General features: G+C 73.7%; 15 protein-coding genes. 6 read left to right on the forward strand and 9 right to left on the reverse strand.

Features of this window, described 5'->3' with window-relative positions; genetic code table 11:
- The first annotated feature begins 343 nt into the window (after positions 1-343).
- Entirely contained in the window at positions 344-2656 is a 2313-nt protein-coding gene (locus HGB44_RS04435; RefSeq protein WP_061079858.1) for a polyribonucleotide nucleotidyltransferase, read from the forward strand.
- Between the two features lie 113 nt (positions 2657-2769).
- Positions 2770-4104, forward strand: coding sequence for a M16 family metallopeptidase (locus HGB44_RS04440; RefSeq protein WP_061079857.1), 1335 nt, complete (start codon positions 2770-2772; stop codon positions 4102-4104).
- Positions 4105-4339: 235 nt separating this feature from the next.
- Here HGB44_RS04440 and HGB44_RS04445 read toward each other — a convergent pair whose 3' ends face one another.
- From HGB44_RS04445 to HGB44_RS04475, 7 genes are all read right to left on the reverse strand, one after another.
- Positions 4340-5095 carry a sigma-70 family RNA polymerase sigma factor gene (locus HGB44_RS04445; protein ID WP_061079856.1) on the reverse strand — a complete coding sequence of 252 codons (756 nt, stop codon included), beginning with the start codon at positions 5093-5095 and terminating at the stop codon, positions 4340-4342.
- 346 nt (positions 5096-5441) lie between these two features.
- Positions 5442-6071, reverse strand: a complete 630-nt coding sequence (locus tag HGB44_RS04450; RefSeq protein WP_231972373.1) for a hypothetical protein — start codon at positions 6069-6071, stop codon at positions 5442-5444.
- Between the two features lie 133 nt (positions 6072-6204).
- The gene (locus tag HGB44_RS04455) at positions 6205-7407 is read right to left on the reverse strand and encodes a Dyp-type peroxidase (protein ID WP_061079855.1); all 1203 of its coding nucleotides are present in this window, start codon (positions 7405-7407) and stop codon (positions 6205-6207) included.
- Positions 7407-8024 (reverse strand): copper chaperone PCu(A)C, encoded by a 618-nt coding sequence (locus HGB44_RS04460; protein WP_061079854.1) that lies wholly within the window; start codon positions 8022-8024, stop codon positions 7407-7409. The genes HGB44_RS04455 and HGB44_RS04460 overlap by 1 nt, the downstream gene beginning before the upstream one ends.
- Before the next feature lie 164 nt (positions 8025-8188).
- Positions 8189-8662, reverse strand: coding sequence for an Hsp20/alpha crystallin family protein (locus HGB44_RS04465; RefSeq protein WP_061079853.1), 474 nt, complete (start codon positions 8660-8662; stop codon positions 8189-8191).
- A gap of 30 nt (positions 8663-8692) precedes the next feature.
- On the reverse strand, positions 8693-10396 hold the full coding sequence (locus HGB44_RS04470) for a BCCT family transporter (protein ID WP_210751149.1): 1704 nt from the start codon (positions 10394-10396) through the stop codon (positions 8693-8695).
- Between the two features lie 220 nt (positions 10397-10616).
- Positions 10617-11138 (reverse strand): MarR family winged helix-turn-helix transcriptional regulator, encoded by a 522-nt coding sequence (locus tag HGB44_RS04475; RefSeq protein ID WP_061079851.1) that lies wholly within the window; start codon positions 11136-11138, stop codon positions 10617-10619.
- 180 nt (positions 11139-11318) lie between these two features.
- Here HGB44_RS04475 and HGB44_RS04480 point away from each other — a divergent pair, with 180 nt between their 5' ends.
- The 4 genes from HGB44_RS04480 (at position 11319) to HGB44_RS04495 (ending at position 16073) form a co-directional block, all read left to right on the forward strand.
- Complete coding sequence (locus HGB44_RS04480; RefSeq protein WP_061079850.1) at positions 11319-12461, forward strand: polyprenyl synthetase family protein; 1143 nt, start codon at positions 11319-11321, stop codon at positions 12459-12461.
- 116 nt (positions 12462-12577) lie between these two features.
- A complete protein-coding gene (gene crtI / locus HGB44_RS04485; RefSeq protein ID WP_061079903.1) occupies positions 12578-14038 on the forward strand; it encodes a phytoene desaturase family protein in 1461 nt (486 codons plus the stop codon).
- Positions 14035-15012 carry a phytoene/squalene synthase family protein gene (locus HGB44_RS04490; RefSeq protein WP_061079849.1) on the forward strand — a complete coding sequence of 326 codons (978 nt, stop codon included), beginning with the start codon at positions 14035-14037 and terminating at the stop codon, positions 15010-15012. The genes crtI and HGB44_RS04490 overlap by 4 nt, the downstream gene beginning before the upstream one ends.
- A 50-nt stretch (positions 15013-15062) precedes the next feature.
- Positions 15063-16073: a DUF5914 domain-containing protein gene (locus HGB44_RS04495; protein ID WP_061079848.1), complete on the forward strand. Its 1011-nt coding sequence runs from the start codon at positions 15063-15065 to the stop codon at positions 16071-16073.
- Between the two features lie 127 nt (positions 16074-16200).
- Here the strand turns inward: HGB44_RS04495 and HGB44_RS04500 are convergent, their stop codons facing one another.
- Together HGB44_RS04500 and HGB44_RS04505 are read right to left on the reverse strand one after the other, a co-directional pair.
- Complete coding sequence (locus HGB44_RS04500) at positions 16201-17871, reverse strand: FAD-dependent oxidoreductase (protein WP_061079847.1); 1671 nt, start codon at positions 17869-17871, stop codon at positions 16201-16203.
- Positions 17868-18704 (reverse strand): class I SAM-dependent methyltransferase, encoded by an 837-nt coding sequence (locus tag HGB44_RS04505; protein WP_233458574.1) that lies wholly within the window; start codon positions 18702-18704, stop codon positions 17868-17870. The genes HGB44_RS04500 and HGB44_RS04505 overlap by 4 nt, the downstream gene beginning before the upstream one ends.
- Between the last annotated feature and the right edge of the window lie 17 nt (positions 18705-18721).

The following is an 18721-nucleotide window of genomic DNA, read 5'->3' on the forward strand; positions in this document are numbered from 1 at the left end:
TCCCTCACTGACGGCCCGGTCCGGGCGATCCGGTGCGCCCCGAACCGGCGGGAGTGGCTTCGGCGGCTCCCGCTTTGTTAGTAAGGTGTGACGCGACGGTGGTCACACACCGCCGTCCACCCTAATTCCACAGTGAGAACCACCCGCTCCCACCCCGGCGCAGAGCCGGGGCCGGTCCTCGGTAGTGGTCCCCGGACATTCCCGCGAGGGCATGCCGTGGGCTTCGATCGATGACCGGCCGTCATCAACTCCGGGGCACGGACGCGGGAAAAGAACAACGAGCGTCGGCACACCTTCCGTGCCCGGCGCCGCGAACGCGAACACGTGTAGTAGGAGGTCGCCCATGGAGGGCGTGTACTCGGCCGAAGCCGTCATCGACAACGGCTCCTTCGGCACCCGCACCATCCGCTTCGAGACCGGTCGCCTGGCCCGCCAGGCCGCCGGATCGGCCACGGTGTACCTGGACGACGAGACCGTCGTCCTGTCCGCCACCACCGCCTCGAAGCGTCCCAAGGACAACCTCGACTTCTTCCCCCTGACGGTGGACGTCGAGGAGCGCATGTACGCCGCGGGCCGCATCCCCGGCTCCTTCTTCCGGCGTGAGGGGCGTCCCTCCGAGGACGCCATCCTCACCTGCCGCCTGATCGACCGGCCGCTGCGCCCGTCGTTCCGCAAGGGCCTGCGCAACGAGATCCAGATCGTCGAGACGATCCTGGCCCTGCACCCCGAGCACCTGTACGACGTCGTCGCCATCAACGCGGCCTCGATGTCCACCCAGATCGCCGGGCTGCCCTTCTCCGGCCCGATCGGCGGCGTGCGCGTCGCCCTCATCGACGGCCAGTGGGTGGGCTTCCCGACCCACGCCGAGCTGGAGAACGCCACCTTCGACATGGTGGTCGCCGGTCGCGTCCTGGAGGACGGCGACGTCGCCATCATGATGGTGGAGGCCGAGTCCACGGTCCGCACCCTCAAGCTGGTCGCCGAGGGGGCCGTCGGCCCCAACGAGCAGACCGTCGCCGAGGGCCTGGAGGCCGCCAAGCCCTTCATCAAGGTCCTGTGCAAGGCCCAGCAGGCCGTCGCCGACCAGGCCAGCCGCGAGCAGGGCGAGTTCCCGATCTTCCTCGACTACGAGGACGACGCGTACGCCGCCGTCGAGGGCGCCGTCCGCGAGGAGCTGTCCAAGGCGCTCACCATCGCGGACAAGCAGGACCGCGAGACCGAGCTGGACCGCGTCAAGGCCTCGGCCGCCGAGAAGCTCGCCGAGGACTTCGAGGGCCGCGAGAAGGAGATCGGCGCCGCCTTCCGCTCGCTGAGCAAGCAGCTCATGCGCGAGCGCGTGCTGCGCGACGGGATCCGCATCGACGGCCGCGGGCCCAAGGACATCCGCCAGCTGAGCGCCGAGGTCGGCATCCTGCCGCGGGTGCACGGCTCGGCCCTCTTCGAGCGCGGCGAGACCCAGATCATGGGTGTCACCACGCTCAACATGCTGCGCATGGAGCAGACGGTTGACACGCTCAACCCGGACAAGACCAAGCGCTACATGCACAACTACAACTTCCCGCCCTACTCCACCGGTGAGACCGGTCGGGTGGGCTCGCCCAAGCGGCGCGAGATCGGGCACGGCGCCCTCGCCGAGCGCGCCCTGCTCCCGGTCCTGCCCGCCCGCGAGGAGTTCCCCTACGCCATCCGGCAGGTGTCGGAGGCCCTGGGCTCCAACGGCTCCACCTCGATGGGCTCGGTCTGCGCCTCCACCATGTCCCTGATGGCGGCCGGCGTGCCCCTCAAGGAGATGGTGTCGGGCATCGCCATGGGCCTGATCAGCGAGGGCGACGAGTTCGTCACCCTCACCGACATCCTGGGCGCCGAGGACGCGTTCGGCGACATGGACTTCAAGGTCGCCGGTACCCGTGAGCTCATCACGGCCCTCCAGCTGGACACCAAGCTCGACGGCATCCCCGCCGAGCAGCTGGCGCTCGCGCTCCAGCAGGCCCGCGGTGCCCGCCTGGCCATCCTCGACGTCATGCAGGAGGCCATCGAGCGTCCGGCCGAGATGAGCCCGAACGCTCCGCGCATCCTCACCGTCAAGGTCCCGGTGGAGAAGATCGGCGAGGTCATCGGCCCCAAGGGCAAGATGATCAACTCGATCCAGGACGACACCGGCGCCGAGATCACCATCGAGGACGACGGCACGATCTACATCGGCGCCACCGACGGCCCCTCCGCCGAGGCCGCGCGGGACACGATCAACCAGATCGCCAACCCGACGATGCCCGAGGTCGGCGACCGCTACCTGGGCACCGTCGTCAAGACGACCACGTTCGGCGCGTTCGTGTCGCTGCTGCCCGGCAAGGACGGCCTGCTGCACATCTCGCAGATCCGCAAGCTGCACGGCGGCAAGCGGATCGAGAACCTCGACGACGTGATCAGCATCGGCGAGAAGATCCAGGTCGAGATCCGCGAGATCGACGACCGCGGCAAGTTGTCGCTGGCCCCGGTCGAGGTCGTGGAGGCCGAGGCGGCCCAGGCCGCCCCGGCGGCTCCCGCAGCCGAGGACGAGGACTCCTCGGCCGAGGACGAGGGCGGCGACAAGAACGGCGGGGACGCCCCGCGCCGTCGCCGCCGCCGCAGCTCGGGCGGGCGCTCGGAGAACACCTGATCCTGACCGACGCCGGGGCGGCCGCACCTTGGGTGCGGCCGCCCCGGCGCGTATCCTCGGCCGGAACCGCCGGGTGGACCGGCCGCCGACGTCCCGACGAAGAAGAAGGATCCATGAGCTCTGTCCCCATCGCCGCCGAGCAGGACCCGGGCACGACCGTGACGCTGCTGGAGCCGGACGGCGGTACCGGACTGGTGCGCCGCACGGTGCTGCCCGGCGGCCTGCGCGTGGTCACCGAGACCGTGCCGGGCGTGCGCTCCGCCGCGTTCGGGATCTCGGCGACCACGGGTTCCCGTGACGAGGACTCCGCGCACGCGGGTTCGGCGCACTTCCTGGAGCACCTGCTGTTCAAGGGGACCAAGGAGCGCTCGGCGCTGGAGATCTCCGCGCTGCTGGACGGTGTGGGCGCCGACCACAACGCCTACACCACCAAGGAGCACACCTGCTACTACGCGAAGGTGCTCGACCGCGACCTGCCGCTGGCCGTCGACGTCGTCGGTGACATGGTGGCCAACTCGGTGCTCGACGAGGGCGAGGTGGAGACCGAGCGGGGCGTGATCCTGGAGGAGATCGCCATGTACGAGGACGAGCCCGCCGACCTGGTGGACGACGTCTTCGCGGCGCACTTCTTCGGCGACACGCCGCTGGGACGACCGATCCTGGGCACCACCGACAGCATCGAGGCGCTCTCCCGGGACCGCATCGCCGAGCAGTACCGCGACGCCTACGTGCCCGGTGAGCTGATCGTGACCGCCGCGGGCAGCCTGGACCACGACCGGGTGGTGGAGCAGGTCCGCAGGCTGTTCGCCGAGCACTCGGCCGCCGCGGGGGACGCCCGCCCCGCGCGTCCCCGCATCGGCGGCTCCCCGGTCACCACCTACGGCGGCACGGTCGTGCAGCCGCGCGAGACCGAGCAGGCGCACATCATCCTGGGGTCGGAGGGGCTGCGGCGCACCGACCCGCGGTGGTACGCGCTGCGGCTGCTCAGCGCCGCCCTGGGCGGTGGGATGTCCTCCCGCCTGTTCCAGGAGGTGCGTGAGAAGCGCGGCCTGGCCTACGCGGTGCACGCCTACAACGCCGACTACGCCGACACCGGCAGCTTCCAGATCTACGCTGGCTGCCTGCCGGAGAAGGCCGACGAGGTCATCGGGGTGTGCCGCGAGGAGCTGGCGAAGGTGGCCGCCTCGGGCATCACCGAGGAGGAGCTGACCCGCGCCAAGGGCCAGATCCAGGGATCGCTGGTACTGGGCAGCGAGGGCACCAACGCGCGGATGGGGCGGCTGCTCTCGCACGAGCTGAACCGGCCCGGGCACTACTCGATCGACGAGAGCCTGGCGCTGTTCGACGCGGTGACCGGCGCTGAGGTGGCCGAGGTGGCCGCCGACCTGCTGTCGCGGCCGCGCGCGCTGGCCGTGATCGGCCCCTACGCGGCCGACAGGGTCTTCTGACCGGCTGACCGGCTGACCGGAAGTGTCGCCGGTGTGACGCATGATGCTCTGACCTGCGCTGATCTTGTACCTATAGCGAGGTTGGGCGCTCGATACTCGCTATGAGTACAAGATCACGGTGTGTGGGGCGGGCCCGCGGGTCCTCTCCGGCCACAGCGTTCCGGAAGTTCTCTCGTCCGAGGCCCCGGGCCGCCCGCGCACGCGGAGCGGCCCGGGGCCTCGGCGCGTCCCGTCCTCAGGCGGTGAGCCCGCGCACCAGGTCGCCGCGGGCCCGGGCGACCCGCGAGCGGATCGTGCCCACGGGCACGTCCATCAGCCGGGCGGCCTCGGCGTAGGACAGGCCCTCCACCTGGGTGAGGACGAACGCCTGCCGCCGTTCGGCCGCGAGGCCGTCCAGCAGGCAGAGCAGGGCCACGTGCTCGTCGAACCGGACGGTCCGGGCGGGCAGCAGGTCCCAGTCGGCGGGGTGCACGCAGTCGGGGCGGGCCGCGTCGCGGCGGTAGCGGTCGGCGACGGTGTTGCGGGCGATGGCCAGCAGCCAGGTCCGTGCCGGGGCGCGTCCGGCGAACCGCGGCAGGCCGCGCAGGGCCCGCAGGTAGGTCTCCTGGCTGAGCTCCTCGACGCGGTCGGGGTGGACCCTGCGGGCGATGTAGCGGGCGACGTCGGGGCGGGTGCGCCGGACGAACGCGTCGAGCGCGGCGGCCGAGCCCTCGCGTGCGGCGAGCGCCAGCCGGTCGAGTTCGCCGTCCCGCTCACGGCGGCGCCCGTCCGCGTGCGGGGACTCCTCCGAACGGGTCGTCTCCTCCGGGTGAGCGGACTCCTCCGAGCGGGTGGGTCTCTCCCGGTGTGCGGGCTCCTCCTCCGCGCCCGGTGCGGGGGACCGTTGCGGGTCGGTGCGGTGGTCGCGCCACGAGCGGCGCGCAGGGCGGTCGGGGTGGGAACGGCGCGCCCGTGCCGGGCGCTGCTCCTGGAAGACGGTGTCGGTGGGCATCGGTGCTCCGGGTTCCGGCGTGCACCAGCGGCCCGGCGGCCGGCGGCCTCGGGCGGTGGTGCACGCGGTGACGGGAGCGTGCGCGGCCGGTCCCCTGCGGGGGACCGGATCCGGGCACGCGGGGACCGGGCGCGCCTCCGGACGCCCGCGCGGGGCGCGGCGGTGCGGAGGTCGCGGCGGGGAGGCGCTGACCCGGACACCCGTGTCCGCTCGGGCGGAGCCGAGGCCGCGCGGCCGGTTCGCCCGTGGGCGCGGCGCGGCGCGGGGCAGCCCAGGGCTGGTCCTCGCGGACGTCACCGTCGCGGTGGGAGGCGGCTCGGGAGCGCGGGCGCGGGTAGGGCTCGGGTCAGCGACCCGGGGCGTGTTCGTGGACGCCGACCGCCGCGCGGCGGTGCGGGTGCCGGTCGAACACGGCCTGTGCCGCGGGCGGTCCCCTCAGGACCAGGCTGTGCCGAAGGTAGGGCGCGGCCGGGGCGGGTGTCTCGCGCTCGGGGAGCGGGGCCGGGGGCACCCGCTCGGGCACCGGTCTCGGGACCACGAGCACCAGGACGGGCAGCAGCGCGGCGGCGGCCAGGCGCAGGTAGGCGAAGAGCGCCGCCTCGCCCTGGCGCAGCCACCAGGCGCACACGGCGCCCGCCACGAGGTGGGCGAGGAGCATCTCGGCGCCGCCCGAGGCGGCCTCCACGGAGGCGGGGTCGGCCGCGTGGGCGCCGTGGGCGCCCGCCGCCTGGGCCGTGGAGAACACCAGGTGCAGGGCCAGCTGGCCCCACGCCATCCATCCGGCGATCGCGCCGAGTCCGCGTTCGCGGCCGGTCGCGGCCCAGGCGGAGGCGTAGACCAGGGCGGCGCCGACGAGCAGCCCGCCCAGCGGGACGGCGTGCTCGGAGGACAGCGCGTGGCCGCCCACGGACACGGCGGAGCACACCGAGGCGAACACCCCGGCGCGGGCCGCGCGCAGGGGTGGCCGCTCCGTCATGGGTTCATCGTCGCACCCGTTCCGGGTCCCCGCCCAGGGGGGTGGGCCGACCCGCGGACCGTGTTCGCGGGAGGAGGCGCTCCCTCCGCCTCATGCGGCCCGGCGGTCGGATCCGGCCGCCGGGGCCGAAGCCTCATCCCTCCAGCAGGGCCTGCCCCACGTACCCTCCCTCCGGGCAGCCCGGCGGGACGGCGAACACCGCCGAGCCCACGGCGGTCACCCACTCGTTGAGCAGGTCCAACTCGTCCAGGCGCCGCTGGATGGGCACGAACTGGCGCAGCGGGTCGGCCTGGAAGGAGGCGAACAGCAGCCCCGCCTCCTCACCGCCGGATCCGCGCTCGTCGTAGTTGTAGGCGCGCCGGAAGATCCGCTGGTCCGGGTCGTCGGTGCGGGCCCGCCGGATGTGGGCGAAGTCCGCGATGACGGTCAGCCCGGAGCCGTCCGTGGCCTCCAGGTCCGCCTCGTCGTGCTCCTCGGAGCCGGTCAGCGGCGCGCCGTTGTCCAGGCGGCGGCCGATGACCGCCTCCCGGGCGGGCCGGTCCAGTTCGTCCCAGGTGTCCAGGTGGGTGGCGATGCGGCGCAGCACCAGGCCCGTGCCTCCCCTGAGCCACCGCGGTGGGTCCCCGCCCCACACCAGACGGTCGAAGTCCCCGGTTCCCGGCACGGGGTTGACGGTCCCGTCCACCTGTCCCATCAGGTTGCGCATGCTGGTGCCCTCGGGCTGGGAGCCGTGGGCCCGGCGGAACCCGCTCTGCGTCCACCGCACCTGCGCGAAGGCCCGTGCGTCCTTGAGCAGCATCCGCACCGCGTGGGAGACGGTCACGGGGTCGTCCGCGCACACCTGGAGCAGCAGGTCCGCCTCGCCCCAGGCCGGGTCGAGCCGGTCGTGCCCGAACTCGGGCAGGGGCCCCAGCCAGTCCGGCACCGCGTCGGGGTCCACCCGTTCCACCAGCCCCCGCCCGAACCCGAACGTGGTGGTGAGCCGGGCCGGAACCCGGGCGAGCTCGGGCTCGGTGTCGGCCAGGGCGGGTTCGCCCCGGGACAGGCGGGCCGCGTCGTCGCTGAGCAGCCGCAGGAGCCGACCGACCGCGTCCGCGTCGGCCGCCGGTTCCAGGTCCAGAGCGACGAAGGTGCCGTGCGTCTGCGGCGGGGTCTCCACGCCCGCCTGCCGCACGCCGTGGAACGGCACGGTCAGCGTGCCGTTGAGCGGGGGCGCCTGGGGCGCCGCCGGTTCCGCGGCCCACCGGTGGGCGAGCGCGCCCCCGGCCGCGCCGACACCGGCGGCCGCACCGCCCAGGAGCAGTCCTCTGCGGCTGAACCGGGCCTCGCCGCCCATCAGTGGTCCCCGTGCCCTTCGTCCCCGTGCGCCTGGTCGCCCTCGCCCTCGGTGCCGTGCTCCCCGCCGTGGCCGCCCTCCGCGTCGCCCCCGTACTCCTCGTTGGCCCCGGCGTAGTCCTTGACCGCGGCGGTGAACTCGGTGGTGGAGCCGTCGGAGAACTCCACGGTGACGGTCGCCTCGGCTCCCGGTTGGAGGTCCTCGGCCAGTTCCATGAGCATGATGTGGTCGCCGCCGGGCTCCAGGGTGGCGCTGCCCCGCGCGGGGATGGGGAACCCGCCCTCCTTCTCGCGCATGGTGCCGTCGGTCCCCTCGGAGACGACCTCGTGCAGCTCGACCATCCCGGCCGCGTCGTGGCTGGCCGAGACGACGGTGATCTCCTCGTCGGAGCCGTTGGCCAGCACACCGAAGACCCCGGTCATCCCCTCCTCGGCGGTGACGGCCTTGATCCACGGGTCGGTCACGGAGAAGGCGTCGGCGGCGGTCGCCGCGCTGTCGGCGGCCTCCTCCGCCGGGGCGGCGCCGTCCTCCGCGGCCCCGCCGCAGGCGGTGAGGGTGAGGCCGAGGCAGAGAAGTGAGGCGGCCCATGCGGTACGGCTGGTGCGGATGCGGTCCATGTTCCCTCCGGGGGTACGAGCCGCGTTCTCGCGGCCGTTCCCCCTACGGGTCGGATCCCGGGGCCGCCCGGTTCCCGGCACCTGTGGGTGCCCCGTGCCACATCCGGGCCGCGGACGCCGACGGGGCGGGCCCGGCCGCGCCGGACCCGCCCCGTCGGCGGTACCTAGGACCTCTTGGGCGTCCGCTTGCGGATGGTGATGCGCCGGGGCCCGCGGGCGTTCGCGGCGCCGTGCACCACCACCTCCAGCAGCCCCTCGCCGTAGCTGGCCTCGATGTCCTCCTCGTCCACCGCCTCCGGGAGGCTGATCTCCCTGCGGAACGTGCCCATGAACCGCTCGGAGGAGTAGTAGACGACGTCGTCCCCGTCCCGGCGGCGCTCGCCGCTGATGGTGAGGATCCCGTTGTTGAGGCTCACGGACACGTCCTGCTCCTGGACCCCCGGGACCTCGCAGCGGACGACCAGGTCGTTGCCCCGGGCGAGGATGTCGGTGGGCGGGCTCCACGCGTCGGCGTGCCCGCGCTCGCGCTCACCGGCGTTGCCGGTCTCCATCGAGGACATGCTGTCGGAGATGCGGTTCATCTCGGTGATCATGTCCACCACACCGTGGAAGGGGTTGTGGAACTTCTTCGGCGCCACGGCCGCCTCCTTTCCTCGTGTTGACGGGAACTAGTCGCGCGCCTGCTTCTCCGGGGAGCGGTCGGACCTGGGGCGGTCCTCGGCGCGCTGCTCCCTCGGGCTTCCGGGTTTGGGTTCCTCCGCCAGGGCCTTCATCAGGCCCCACACCATGAGGATCAGGATGATCGCGAAGGGCAGTCCGGTGACCACCGACGCGGCCTGGAGCGCCGACAGCGCGTTCTCCCCGCCCAGCACCAGCAGGATCAGGGTGACCGCGCCCTCGCTGATCGCCCAGAAGGCGCGCTGGGCCTTGACCGGCTTGAGGCTCCCGCCGCTGGCGAGCGTGTCCACGACCAGGGAGCCGGAGTCGGAGGAGGTGACGAAGAAGACCGCCACCACGATGATCAGCAGGACGGAGATGACGCCGCCGATGATCGGCCCCCCGGGCAGCAGCTCCAGCAGGCGGAAGGACCGGTCCTCCTCGCTCAGCGCGCTCAGGCCGGCGTTCCCGAACAGCTCGTAGTACAGGCCGGAGCCGCCGAAGACCCCGAACCACAGGATGGACACGGCGACGGGGGCGAACAGCGCTCCGATGACGAACTCGCGGATGGTGCGGCCGTAGGAGATCCGGGCCAGGAAGATGCCCACGAACGGCGCCCAGGAGATCCACCAGCCCCAGTAGAAGATGGGCCACGCGGTGGTCCAGGCCGCCGCCGTCTCGTCGATGAGCGGGCTCGGGAAGGCCAGGCTCCACTCGACGATGTTGCTCAGGTACTCGCCCGCGCCCGTGGTCATGATGCTGGCGATCCACAGTTTGGGCCCCAGCGCGAAGACGACCACCAGCAGCAGGAAGGCCAGCCACAGGTTGATCATCGACAGGCGGCGGATGCCCTTGTCGATGCCCGAGAGCACGCTGAAGAGGGCGACCGCGGTGATCAGGATGATGATGACCGACTGCACGGTGGCGTTCGAGGGGATGCCGAAGACGTGGTTGAGCCCGCCGTTGATCTGGAGGGTGCCCAGGCCCAGCGAGGTGGCCAGGCCGAAGATCGTGCCGAAGATGGCGAGGATGTCCACCACGTTGCCCGGCCAGCCGAAGGCCCGGTCGCCCAGGAGGGGGTAGAGCGCCGAGGCGGGGCGCAGGGGGAGGCCCTTGCGGAAGGCGAAGTAGCCCAGTGACAGGCCGAGCGCGATGTAGATGGCCCAGGGGTGGAAGGTCCAGTGGAAGTAGCTCAGGGCCAGGGCCTCGCTCGCGGCCTCGGGCGGGGGCGGCTCACCCTCGGGGGTGACGAACTCGGCCGAGCGCGGCGAGGTCAGGTGGTGGATGGGCTCCGACACCCCCCAGAACACCAGGCCGATACCCATGCCGGTGGTGAACAGCATGGCGAACCAGGCCAGCGTCCCGAACTCGGGCCGGGAGTCGGCCGGGCCCAGGCGGATCCTCCCGAACCGGCTCAGCATGAGGAAGACCGCCATCACCAGGAAGAAGGTGGTGGACAGGACGTAGACCCAGCCCAGCTTCTCCCCGATCCAGTCGCGCGTGGCGGTGGCCGCGTCGAGCATCGGCTCGGTGGCGACGATGCCGGCGATGACGAAGGCGAGGATCACGACCCCGGAAACCCCGAAGACCGTGGGGTTGGTGTGTTCTCGGATGTACTCGCGTAGGGATGAGATGCTGGCTCCTTCCCAGCCCCGGAGGGTCGCTTTCCCTGGTCGGGGGATGAGGGGCCGGTGCGGGCACCGGCCCACGGACATGTCCCGTGGGATGGTAGGTGCCAGAAGCCGTTTCGTGAAGCAACCACCCAACTGTGGAGTGTTGGCCTACGAGCGGCGAAATATCCTTTGCAGTGCTATAGGCCCTGTCCGGACACATGGTGGCATATGTCCGCGCGTAACGGGGTAGGGATGGTCACCCTCGCTCCGCTCGACCTCTGCGGGTTCCATGCTCACGGCTCCGACCGTCGCCCCTCCGGCCTCACGGCTCCGTCTTCGCGGACAGCCGGTCCAGGGTCGCGCCGATCCGGTCCAGCCAGTCCGTGATCGTGGCCAGCTCCTCCAGCGAGTAGTCGGCGTGCGCGGCCGTCATCGCCTCGCGCATCCCGGGCGCGGCGGAGGGCCCCGGGCGCGCGGCGTCGCCGGTCAGCTGGACGGCGACCTTGCGCCGGTCCTCGGGGTGGCGGGTGCGCTCGGCCAGGCCGTGCGCCTCCAGCCGGTCGATCACCCCGGTCACCGAACCGGTGGACAGGCACAGGCTGTCGGCGATCTCGCCCGGTGTCATGGAACCGCCCACGCGCAGCAGCGTGTAGCACTGGAAGTCGGTCGGGTTCATCCCCGAGCGCTCCGCCATCCGGTGCAACAGGCGGATCAGCCGTACGGCGAGTCGCTGTCCGTCGGTCTGCAACGCGTCGTAGAGTTCGGCCCGCGACCTGGCCTCGGAATCCGCGGTCCCGGACCCTCCGAAGTCGGGGGGAGAGGATGCGGCCGACGCGGTGTCCATGGTTCCTCTCTCGCGTTCGTGGCCGGTGGCTCCGGCCGTTCCTGGAAGTCTAAGCGCCACCGGGACGCGCAGACCCTCTCCGGGAGGCGTACACCCCTCCACCAGAGAAGGGTTCGACCCTCGCAGAGGGGGAAGTAGTTCGGTTGCCAAGATTCATGGAAACCGAGTCGCATTGTCCGGATGCTACCCGGGGAGGACACCGTCAATCCCATCCTGAACACCCACAGGCACCCGCACCCGCCGGACGCCGGAGTCGCCGACGAGCGCGCGGCCCTGGAGGAGTCGCTCAAGGACTACCTGGAGCGCAGGCTCCGCGACTCGGAGGACCTCGACGGAGAGTTCGGCCGGGACCTGGCCGGGACGACCGTCCGCTTCACCCTGGACGGCGGCAAGCGGATGCGGCCCCTGCTCGCCTGGTGGGGGTGGATCGCGGGCGGAGGCGCCCCCTCGGGCGAGACGGCCCGCACCGCCCGCCAGGCCTGCGCCGCGGTCGAACTCGTCCAGACCTGCGCGCTCGTCCACGACGACGTCATGGACGGCTCGCCGACCCGCCGGGGCCGCCCCTCGGTGCACGCCGCGCACGCCCTCGAACACGAACGGGACGGCCACGTCGGAGATCCCCGCAGATACGGGGAGGCGCTGGCCGTCCTCGTGGGCGACCTCGCCCTGGTCTGGGCCGACGACATGTTCAACGAGGCCCTGCCGGGCGTGCCCGAACCCGCCCGGGCCCGGACCGTGTGGCGGGACCTGCGCACCGAGATCATGGCCGGGCAGTTCCTCGACCTGCGAGCCCAGGCGCGCCGGGAGCGCTCGGAGGAGGCCGCCCTGCGCGTGGACATGCTCAAGACCGCCTCCTACAGCGTCGAACGCCCCCTGCACCTGGGCGCGGCGATGGCCGGGGCCGACCCGGCGGCGGTGCGGGCCCTGCGCGGCTACGGCAGGGACGTGGGCATCGCCTTCCAGCTCAGGGACGACCTGCTCGGCGTCTACGGGGACAGCTCCCGGACCGGCAAACCCGTGGGCGAGGACATCCGCGAGGGCAAGTGCACGCTGCTGCTGGTGACCGGCACCCGCCTGGCGCGCGAGCGCGGGGACGACGCCGCGCTGCGGCTGCTCGACCGCATCGGCCTCCCCGGTGAGGAGGTGGACCCCGCGGAGGCGGCCGACGTGCTGGACCGCCTCGGCGCACGCGACCTGGTCGGCGCCAGGTGCCGTGAACTCGCCGAACAGGGACGGGCGCGCCTGGAGGGGCTCGACGCGCCAGCGCACGTGCTGGAGGGACTGGGCGGCCTGGCCTCCCGGATCGCGCGTGACCGTGTGTGACCCGTCGGGCGGGGAAGGTATCCGCAACACCGGAGAGGAGCACCACCGTGCCTGAGGACAACCCCGAGCCGCCGGCTCCGCCCCGGGCCGGACCCGGGCCGCGGGGGCGCGGACCCGTGGTCGTCGTGGGCGCAGGACTGTCCGGTCTGGCCTGCGCCCTGCACCTGCTGGGCGCGGGGCGCGAGGTCACCGTGGTCGAGCGCGAGGAGCACCCGGGCGGGCGCGCGGGGCGGCTCGACCTGGACGGCTTCCAGATCGACACCGGTCCCACCGTGCTCACCATGCCCGAGCTCCTGGACGAGGCCCTGGGCGCGGTCGGTGAGACCGTGGCCGACCGGCTGGACCTGGTGCCGCTCAGCCCCGCCTACCGCGCCTCCTTCGCCGACGGCTCGGTGGTCGACGTGCACACCGAGCGCGAGGCGATGGCCGCCGAGGTCGCCAGGGTGGCCGGGCAGCGCGAGGCCGAGGGCTACCTGCGGCTGCGCGACTGGCTCACCCGGCTGTACCGGGTGGAGATGCGCTCGTTCATCGACGCCCGGCTCCGCTCCCCGCTGGACCTGGTCCGCCCCGACCTGTTCCGGCTCGCCGCGATGGGCGGCTTCGGCAGGCTGGCCCCGGCCGTGGGCCGCCACGTGCGCGACGAGCGGCTGCGCCGGATCTTCTCCTTCCAGTCGCTGTACGCCGGGGTGGCGCCGGAGAGCGCCCTGGCCGCCTACGCCGTCATCGCCTACATGGACACCGTCGCCGGGGTGTACTTCCCCAGAGGAGGGATGCGCGCCCTGGGCGACGCCCTCGCGGGAGCGGTCGCCAAGGCCGGGGGGACCGTCCGCTACGGGCAGGAGGTCGTGCGCCTGGAACGTGCGGGCGACCGCGTCAGCGCCGTCGTCACCGGGGACGGGGAGCGCCTGGCCTGCGACCAGGTGGTGATCACCGCGGACCTGCCCGCCGCCCACCGGCTGCTCGGCCACACGCCCCGGCGCCCCGTGGCCACGCGCTACTCGCCCTCGGCGGTCGTGCTGCACCTGGGCACCGACCGCACCTGGGAACGGCTGGGACACCACACCATCTCCTTCGGCGCCGCGTGGAAGCGCACCTTCACCGAGATCATCCGCGAGGGCCGCACCATGAGCGACCCCTCCCTGCTGGTCACCCAGCCCACCCTCACCGACCCGTCGCTGGCCCCGGAGGGGCGCCACCTGCTGTACGTGCTCGCCCCGGCGCCCAACCTGGCCGCGGGCCGCATCGACTGGGACCGCGAGGGGCCGCGCTACCGGGACCGCCTGGTCGGAGTCCTGGAGGAGCGCGGACTGGACGGGCTGGACGCCTCCGTGCGGGCCGAGCACCTGGTCACCCCGGCGGACTGGGCGCGGCAGGGGCTCGCGCACGGCACACCGTTCTCGCTGTCGCACACCTTCGCCCAGACGGGGCCGTTCCGTCCGCGCAACACCGTCCCCGGCACCTCCAACGCCGTCCTGGCCGGCTGCGGGACCACGCCGGGGGTCGGCCTGCCGACCGTGCTGATCTCGGGAAAGCTCGCCGCGGCAGAGGTGGTCCGCAGAACCGGAGGAGGCCGATGAACTCGGGAGCCGCGGAACTCGACGCCGCCGGGATCACCGGCGAGCCGCTGCGGGAGGCCTACCTCAGGTGCCGGGCCCTGCACGCCCTCCACGGGCGCACCTACTACACGGCCACGCGGGTGCTGCCGCCCGAGCACAGGCCCGGGGTGCACGCCCTGTACGGCTTCGCGCGGTGGGTGGACGACATCGTCGACGAGCCGCCGCCGGGCGCCACGGTGGCGGACCAGAGCGCCCGTCTGGACGTCATCGACGCCGACCTGGCCCGGGTCCTGGGCGGGGAACCCGCGCGGGACCCCGAGGCGGCGCCCGTGCTGTCCGCCCTGGCGCACACGGTCCACCGGTACGCGCTGCCGCACGCCTACTTCACCGCGTTCATGGCCTCCATGCGCATGGACCTGACCGTGACCGGCTACCGCGACCTGGAGCACCTGCGCGAGTACATGTACGGCTCGGCCGCGGTGATCGGCCTCCAGGTGCTGCCGGTCCTGGGGACGGTGGCCCCGCGCGAGGAGGCGGCCCCGCACGCCGCCGCGCTGGGCGAGGCCTTCCAGCTGACCAACTTCCTGCGGGACGTGTCCGAGGACCTGCGGCGCGGCCGCGTCTACCTGCCGGAGGAGGCCCTGGCCGCGCACGGCGTGGACCGCGAGCTGCTGGAGCAGTGTGCGCGGGTCAGGGAGCCGCACCCGCGTGTGCGGGAGGCCCTCGCCGACCTGGTGGAGGTCAACCAGGGCTTCTACCGGCGGGCCGAACCGGGCATCGCGATGCTCTCCCCCGTGGCGCGCCCGTGTGTCGCCACAGCCTTCCGGCTCTACCGCGCGATCCTGGACGAGGTGCGTGCGGCCGACTACGACGTGTGGAGCGTCCGGCACCGCGTCTCGGACACCCGCAAGGCGGCCGCCGCCGTACCCGCCCTCGCGCGGTCGCTGATCGCTCGCTCCCTGCGCGGCCGGGTACCGCGCCCGCGGACCGGCTGAGGACACGCGGTCCGTCCCCGACCCCTCGACCGACGTACCTGGAGGACCCCGTGACACTGCCCGACCCGCGACCGCGGCGGCTTCCCCTGCGCCGCATGCCCGCCACCACGTGGAACACCCAGGAGCCGACCTGGCGGGAGGGCTCGCCCTCCGTCATCGGGTCCGCGCTCAAACGCGCGCTCGCCCGGCCCTCGGGGAACTGGTTCGTGCTGGCCGCGAGCACCGAGGTCCGCGCGGACCGGCCGTTCGGGCGCGTCGTGGCCGGAACCGAGCTGGTGGCCTGGCGCACCCCGGACGGGACCGCGCACGCGGGACCGGGCGCCTGCCCGCACCTGGGCGCGCCGCTGTGCCGGGGCGCGGTGGACTCCGGGCGCCTGGTGTGCCGGTGGCACGGGCTGTCGCTGGGCGGCGGCGGCTTCCCCGGGTGGGACCCCTATCCGGTGCACGACGACGGCGTCCTGGTGTGGGTGCGCCTGGACCGGGAGGGCGGGGAGGAGCCCCTGGACGAGCCGGTGGTCCCCGAGCGCCCCGCGCTGCCCGGGAGCCTGGTGGCGGTGGAGAGCCTGGCGGGCCGGTGCGAACCCGAGGACGTGGTGGCCAACCGGCTCGACCCCTGGCACGGCTCGTGGTTCCACCCCTACTCGTTCGTGGGACTGAAGGTGACCGAGGTGCCCCAGGGAGCCGATCCCGACCCGGACCGCATGGTCGTGGACGTGGGTTTCCGGGTGGCGGGCCGGTGGGGCGTGCCGGTGCGCGCGGAGTTCCGCTGTCCGGACCCGCGCACGGTGGTCATGCGCATCATCGAGGGCGAGGGCCTGGGCAGCGTGGTGGAGACGCACGCCACCCCGCTGGGCGTGGACGACAGGGGCGTGCCCCGCACGGCGGTCATCGAGGCGACCGTGGCCAGTTCCGAGCGGATCGGCTTCCTGCTGGCCCGCAGACTGGCGGGGCCGGTCGTGCGTCCCGTGATGCGGATGGCCGCCCGGCGCCTGTGGAAGGACGACCTGGACTACGCGGAGCGCCGGTACCTGCTCAGGAGCACCGGCCGCTGGCCCGGCTGAGCCCCGGCCGGTGTCGGCCGCCCGCCACATCCGGCGCGGTCTTGTACTCATAGCGAGGTTCGAGCGCCGATATCGGCTAAGACGAAGGTCAGGGGTCCGCAGGCCACATCGGCAACACCTCGGCCCGCTACCGGGACCGCCGGGACCACCGGGCGAGCGCCCGCAGCGGCGCCGACCGCCCCTGCCGGGGCACGGTCCACACCGTGTGCCCCGGCCGCCCCCACCGCGACAGCAGGGCGTTGGCCGCGAGCAGGCCGCTGGTGGCGGCGCGTTCCATGAGGGCCACGGGCAGGTCGGTGCGCACGTGGTCGCCCGCGACCGTCACGAACGGGTCGGGCGTGGTCACCCCGCACCGGTCCCTGTGGCTGCCCGGGGCGAACAGCGGACAGTCCGCGCGCAGTTCGTGCCGGGCGTCCACCGCGCGGGCCCGGCGCAGCTCCGGGTAGACGGACTCGGCCTGTTCCCGGAGCCGCTGCCGCTCGTACTCGGGGCGGCACCCCTCCTCCAGCGCGTAGGCGTGCAGCTCCACCACCGACCCGCCGGTGCGCCGGGCCCACTCGCGGGCCTCGTCCTCGTAGCGCTCCAGCACGCTGATGTTGTCCAGGGTGGGGTAGCCCGCCGTGCCCAGGAAGGCGGGGCGGTGCGGGCGCACGGGTCGGTCCAGCCAGTAGCGCGACACCAGGAACGGGGGAGCCGTACGCACCCGGGCCATCCGGTCGCGCCAGGAGGCCCCGCCCAGCTCCGGCGCGCCCGCCTCCAGCGCGCCCAGTCCCGGCGAGGCCGCCACCAGGTCGCGGGTTCCGGCGGGGTCGGCGGCGAGCACCACGGCGTCCGCGCCCTCCTCGAAGACCTCGCCCTCGTGTGTGCGCCCGCGCAGCGTGAACCGGCGCTCCCCTCCCCGGGCATCCCCTTCCCCGTGCTCCGGTCCCCGGCGCACGTCCTCGACCCGCACGCCGGTCCGCAGACGGACCCCGCGCTTGGCCAGGTAGCGCTCCAGGGGATCCCACAGGGCCTGCGGGAACGGCGATCCCGGCACGTCGAACACCAGGCCCTCGGACGAACCGAGGAAGTACACGTGGAACATCAGCGCGAGTTCGGCGGCCGACAGCACACCGGGGTCGGCGAAGAAGCTGCGGGTGAACACCTCGAAGGCCAGGTGCCGCGCCGTGGGCGGGAAGCGCACCGCGTCCAGCAGGTCGCGGGCGCTGAGGTGGTCGAGCCGCTCGTACACGCCGGGCACGTCCACGTCGAGCAGTTGCAGGGCCGCGGGCACGTTGACCCGCGCCAGGTCGCGCGGGGGGAAGCTCGGGCTGGTCGCCGCCAGGACGGCCGCGTTCCACGGCGGGGTCGCGGGCAGCCCCGAGAAGCGGTCGCGCGGCCCGTCCCTGTGCACCAGCGGGTAGTCGGTGAGCGGGACCAGCGCGCCGAGTCCGGGGTCGCCGCGGCGCAGCAGGGCGCGCAGGTTGTAGTACTGCCGGAAGAACGCGTGGAACCCGCGGGTCATGGTCGCGGGCGAGCCGTCGGAGAGCGTCGTGGCCCAGCCGCGCAGCCGCCCCCCGAGCGAGGGCTCGCGCTCCAACACCGTCACGTCCACGTCCCGCTCGGCCAGTGCGCAGGCCGCCGCGAGTCCGGCGATGCCGCCGCCGACCACGACGGCGCGGGGCCTCCCGCCGGTCGCGGGACCGGTCGGCGGCGCGGGCGGGACCGCCTCGGCCAGGGGGTCGCGGGCATCGGGGGGACGGCCGGACCCGTTGGAGGGGACGCGTGCTCCGGGGCGTCCGTCGCCGTGGGGGATCATCGGCGCGGTCCTTCCGGGGAGCCGTTCGGAGCGCTGTCCGGAGCACCGCCCGAAGCGCCGTTCGGGCGCCGCCCCACGAAGGTGTGCGTGACCCCGTACTGCCAGCCCGGCAGCGGCGCGCTGGCCACCGACTCCAGGCCCGCGCGGCGCATCCGGTCCAGCAGCGCGGTGCGGCCGTCGAACTCCAGAACGCTGCGCCACAGGTAGCGGAACAGGTCCGCGCGGCCGGTCAGCGCCTTGCCCGCCGGGATCACCACCCCCCAGCACACCGCCGACCACACCGCCCGGGCCGACACCGAGTCGGCCACGGAGTACTCGTGCAGGACGATCCTGCCGCCGGGCCTCAACAGCGCGCGCACGGACGCGAGCAGGGCGTCGGGGTCGGGACAGTTGCGGATGAGGTAGGCGCCGAACACCGCGTCCACCGGCCCTCCCAGGTGCCTCTGGGCCCACTCGGTGGTCAGGTCCTCAGCCCTGGCCTGGTGGAAGGAGACCGAGCCCGGCCACCGTTTGGCGCGGGCCGCCTCCAGCATCCCGGGCGAGGCGTCCACGCCCGCGATCCGGGCCCGTGGCAGGGCGCGCAGCAGGGCGGCGGTGGAGGCGCCCGTGCCGCACCCGAGGTCGAGCAGGCGCAGCCCCGTGCCGTCCCAGGGCAGGCCCAGCCGCCTGGCGGAGACCCGCAGGTGCGCGTGGTAGCCGGGGTTGGCGGCCACGAGCCGGTCGTAGGCTCCGGCGGCGTGGTCGAACTCGTCGGTGACCGCGCCGTCCTTCATGGCGTGCGTCGTGGTGTCCACGTTCTCCTCCCGGGGGTGTTCGCGTGCGGGCGCGGCCATCCCCGTGCATGCTGGGG

The sequence above is a fragment of the Nocardiopsis alborubida genome (genome assembly GCF_012396365.1).
Taxonomy (GTDB): Bacteria; Actinomycetota; Actinomycetes; order Streptosporangiales; family Streptosporangiaceae; genus Nocardiopsis; species Nocardiopsis alborubida.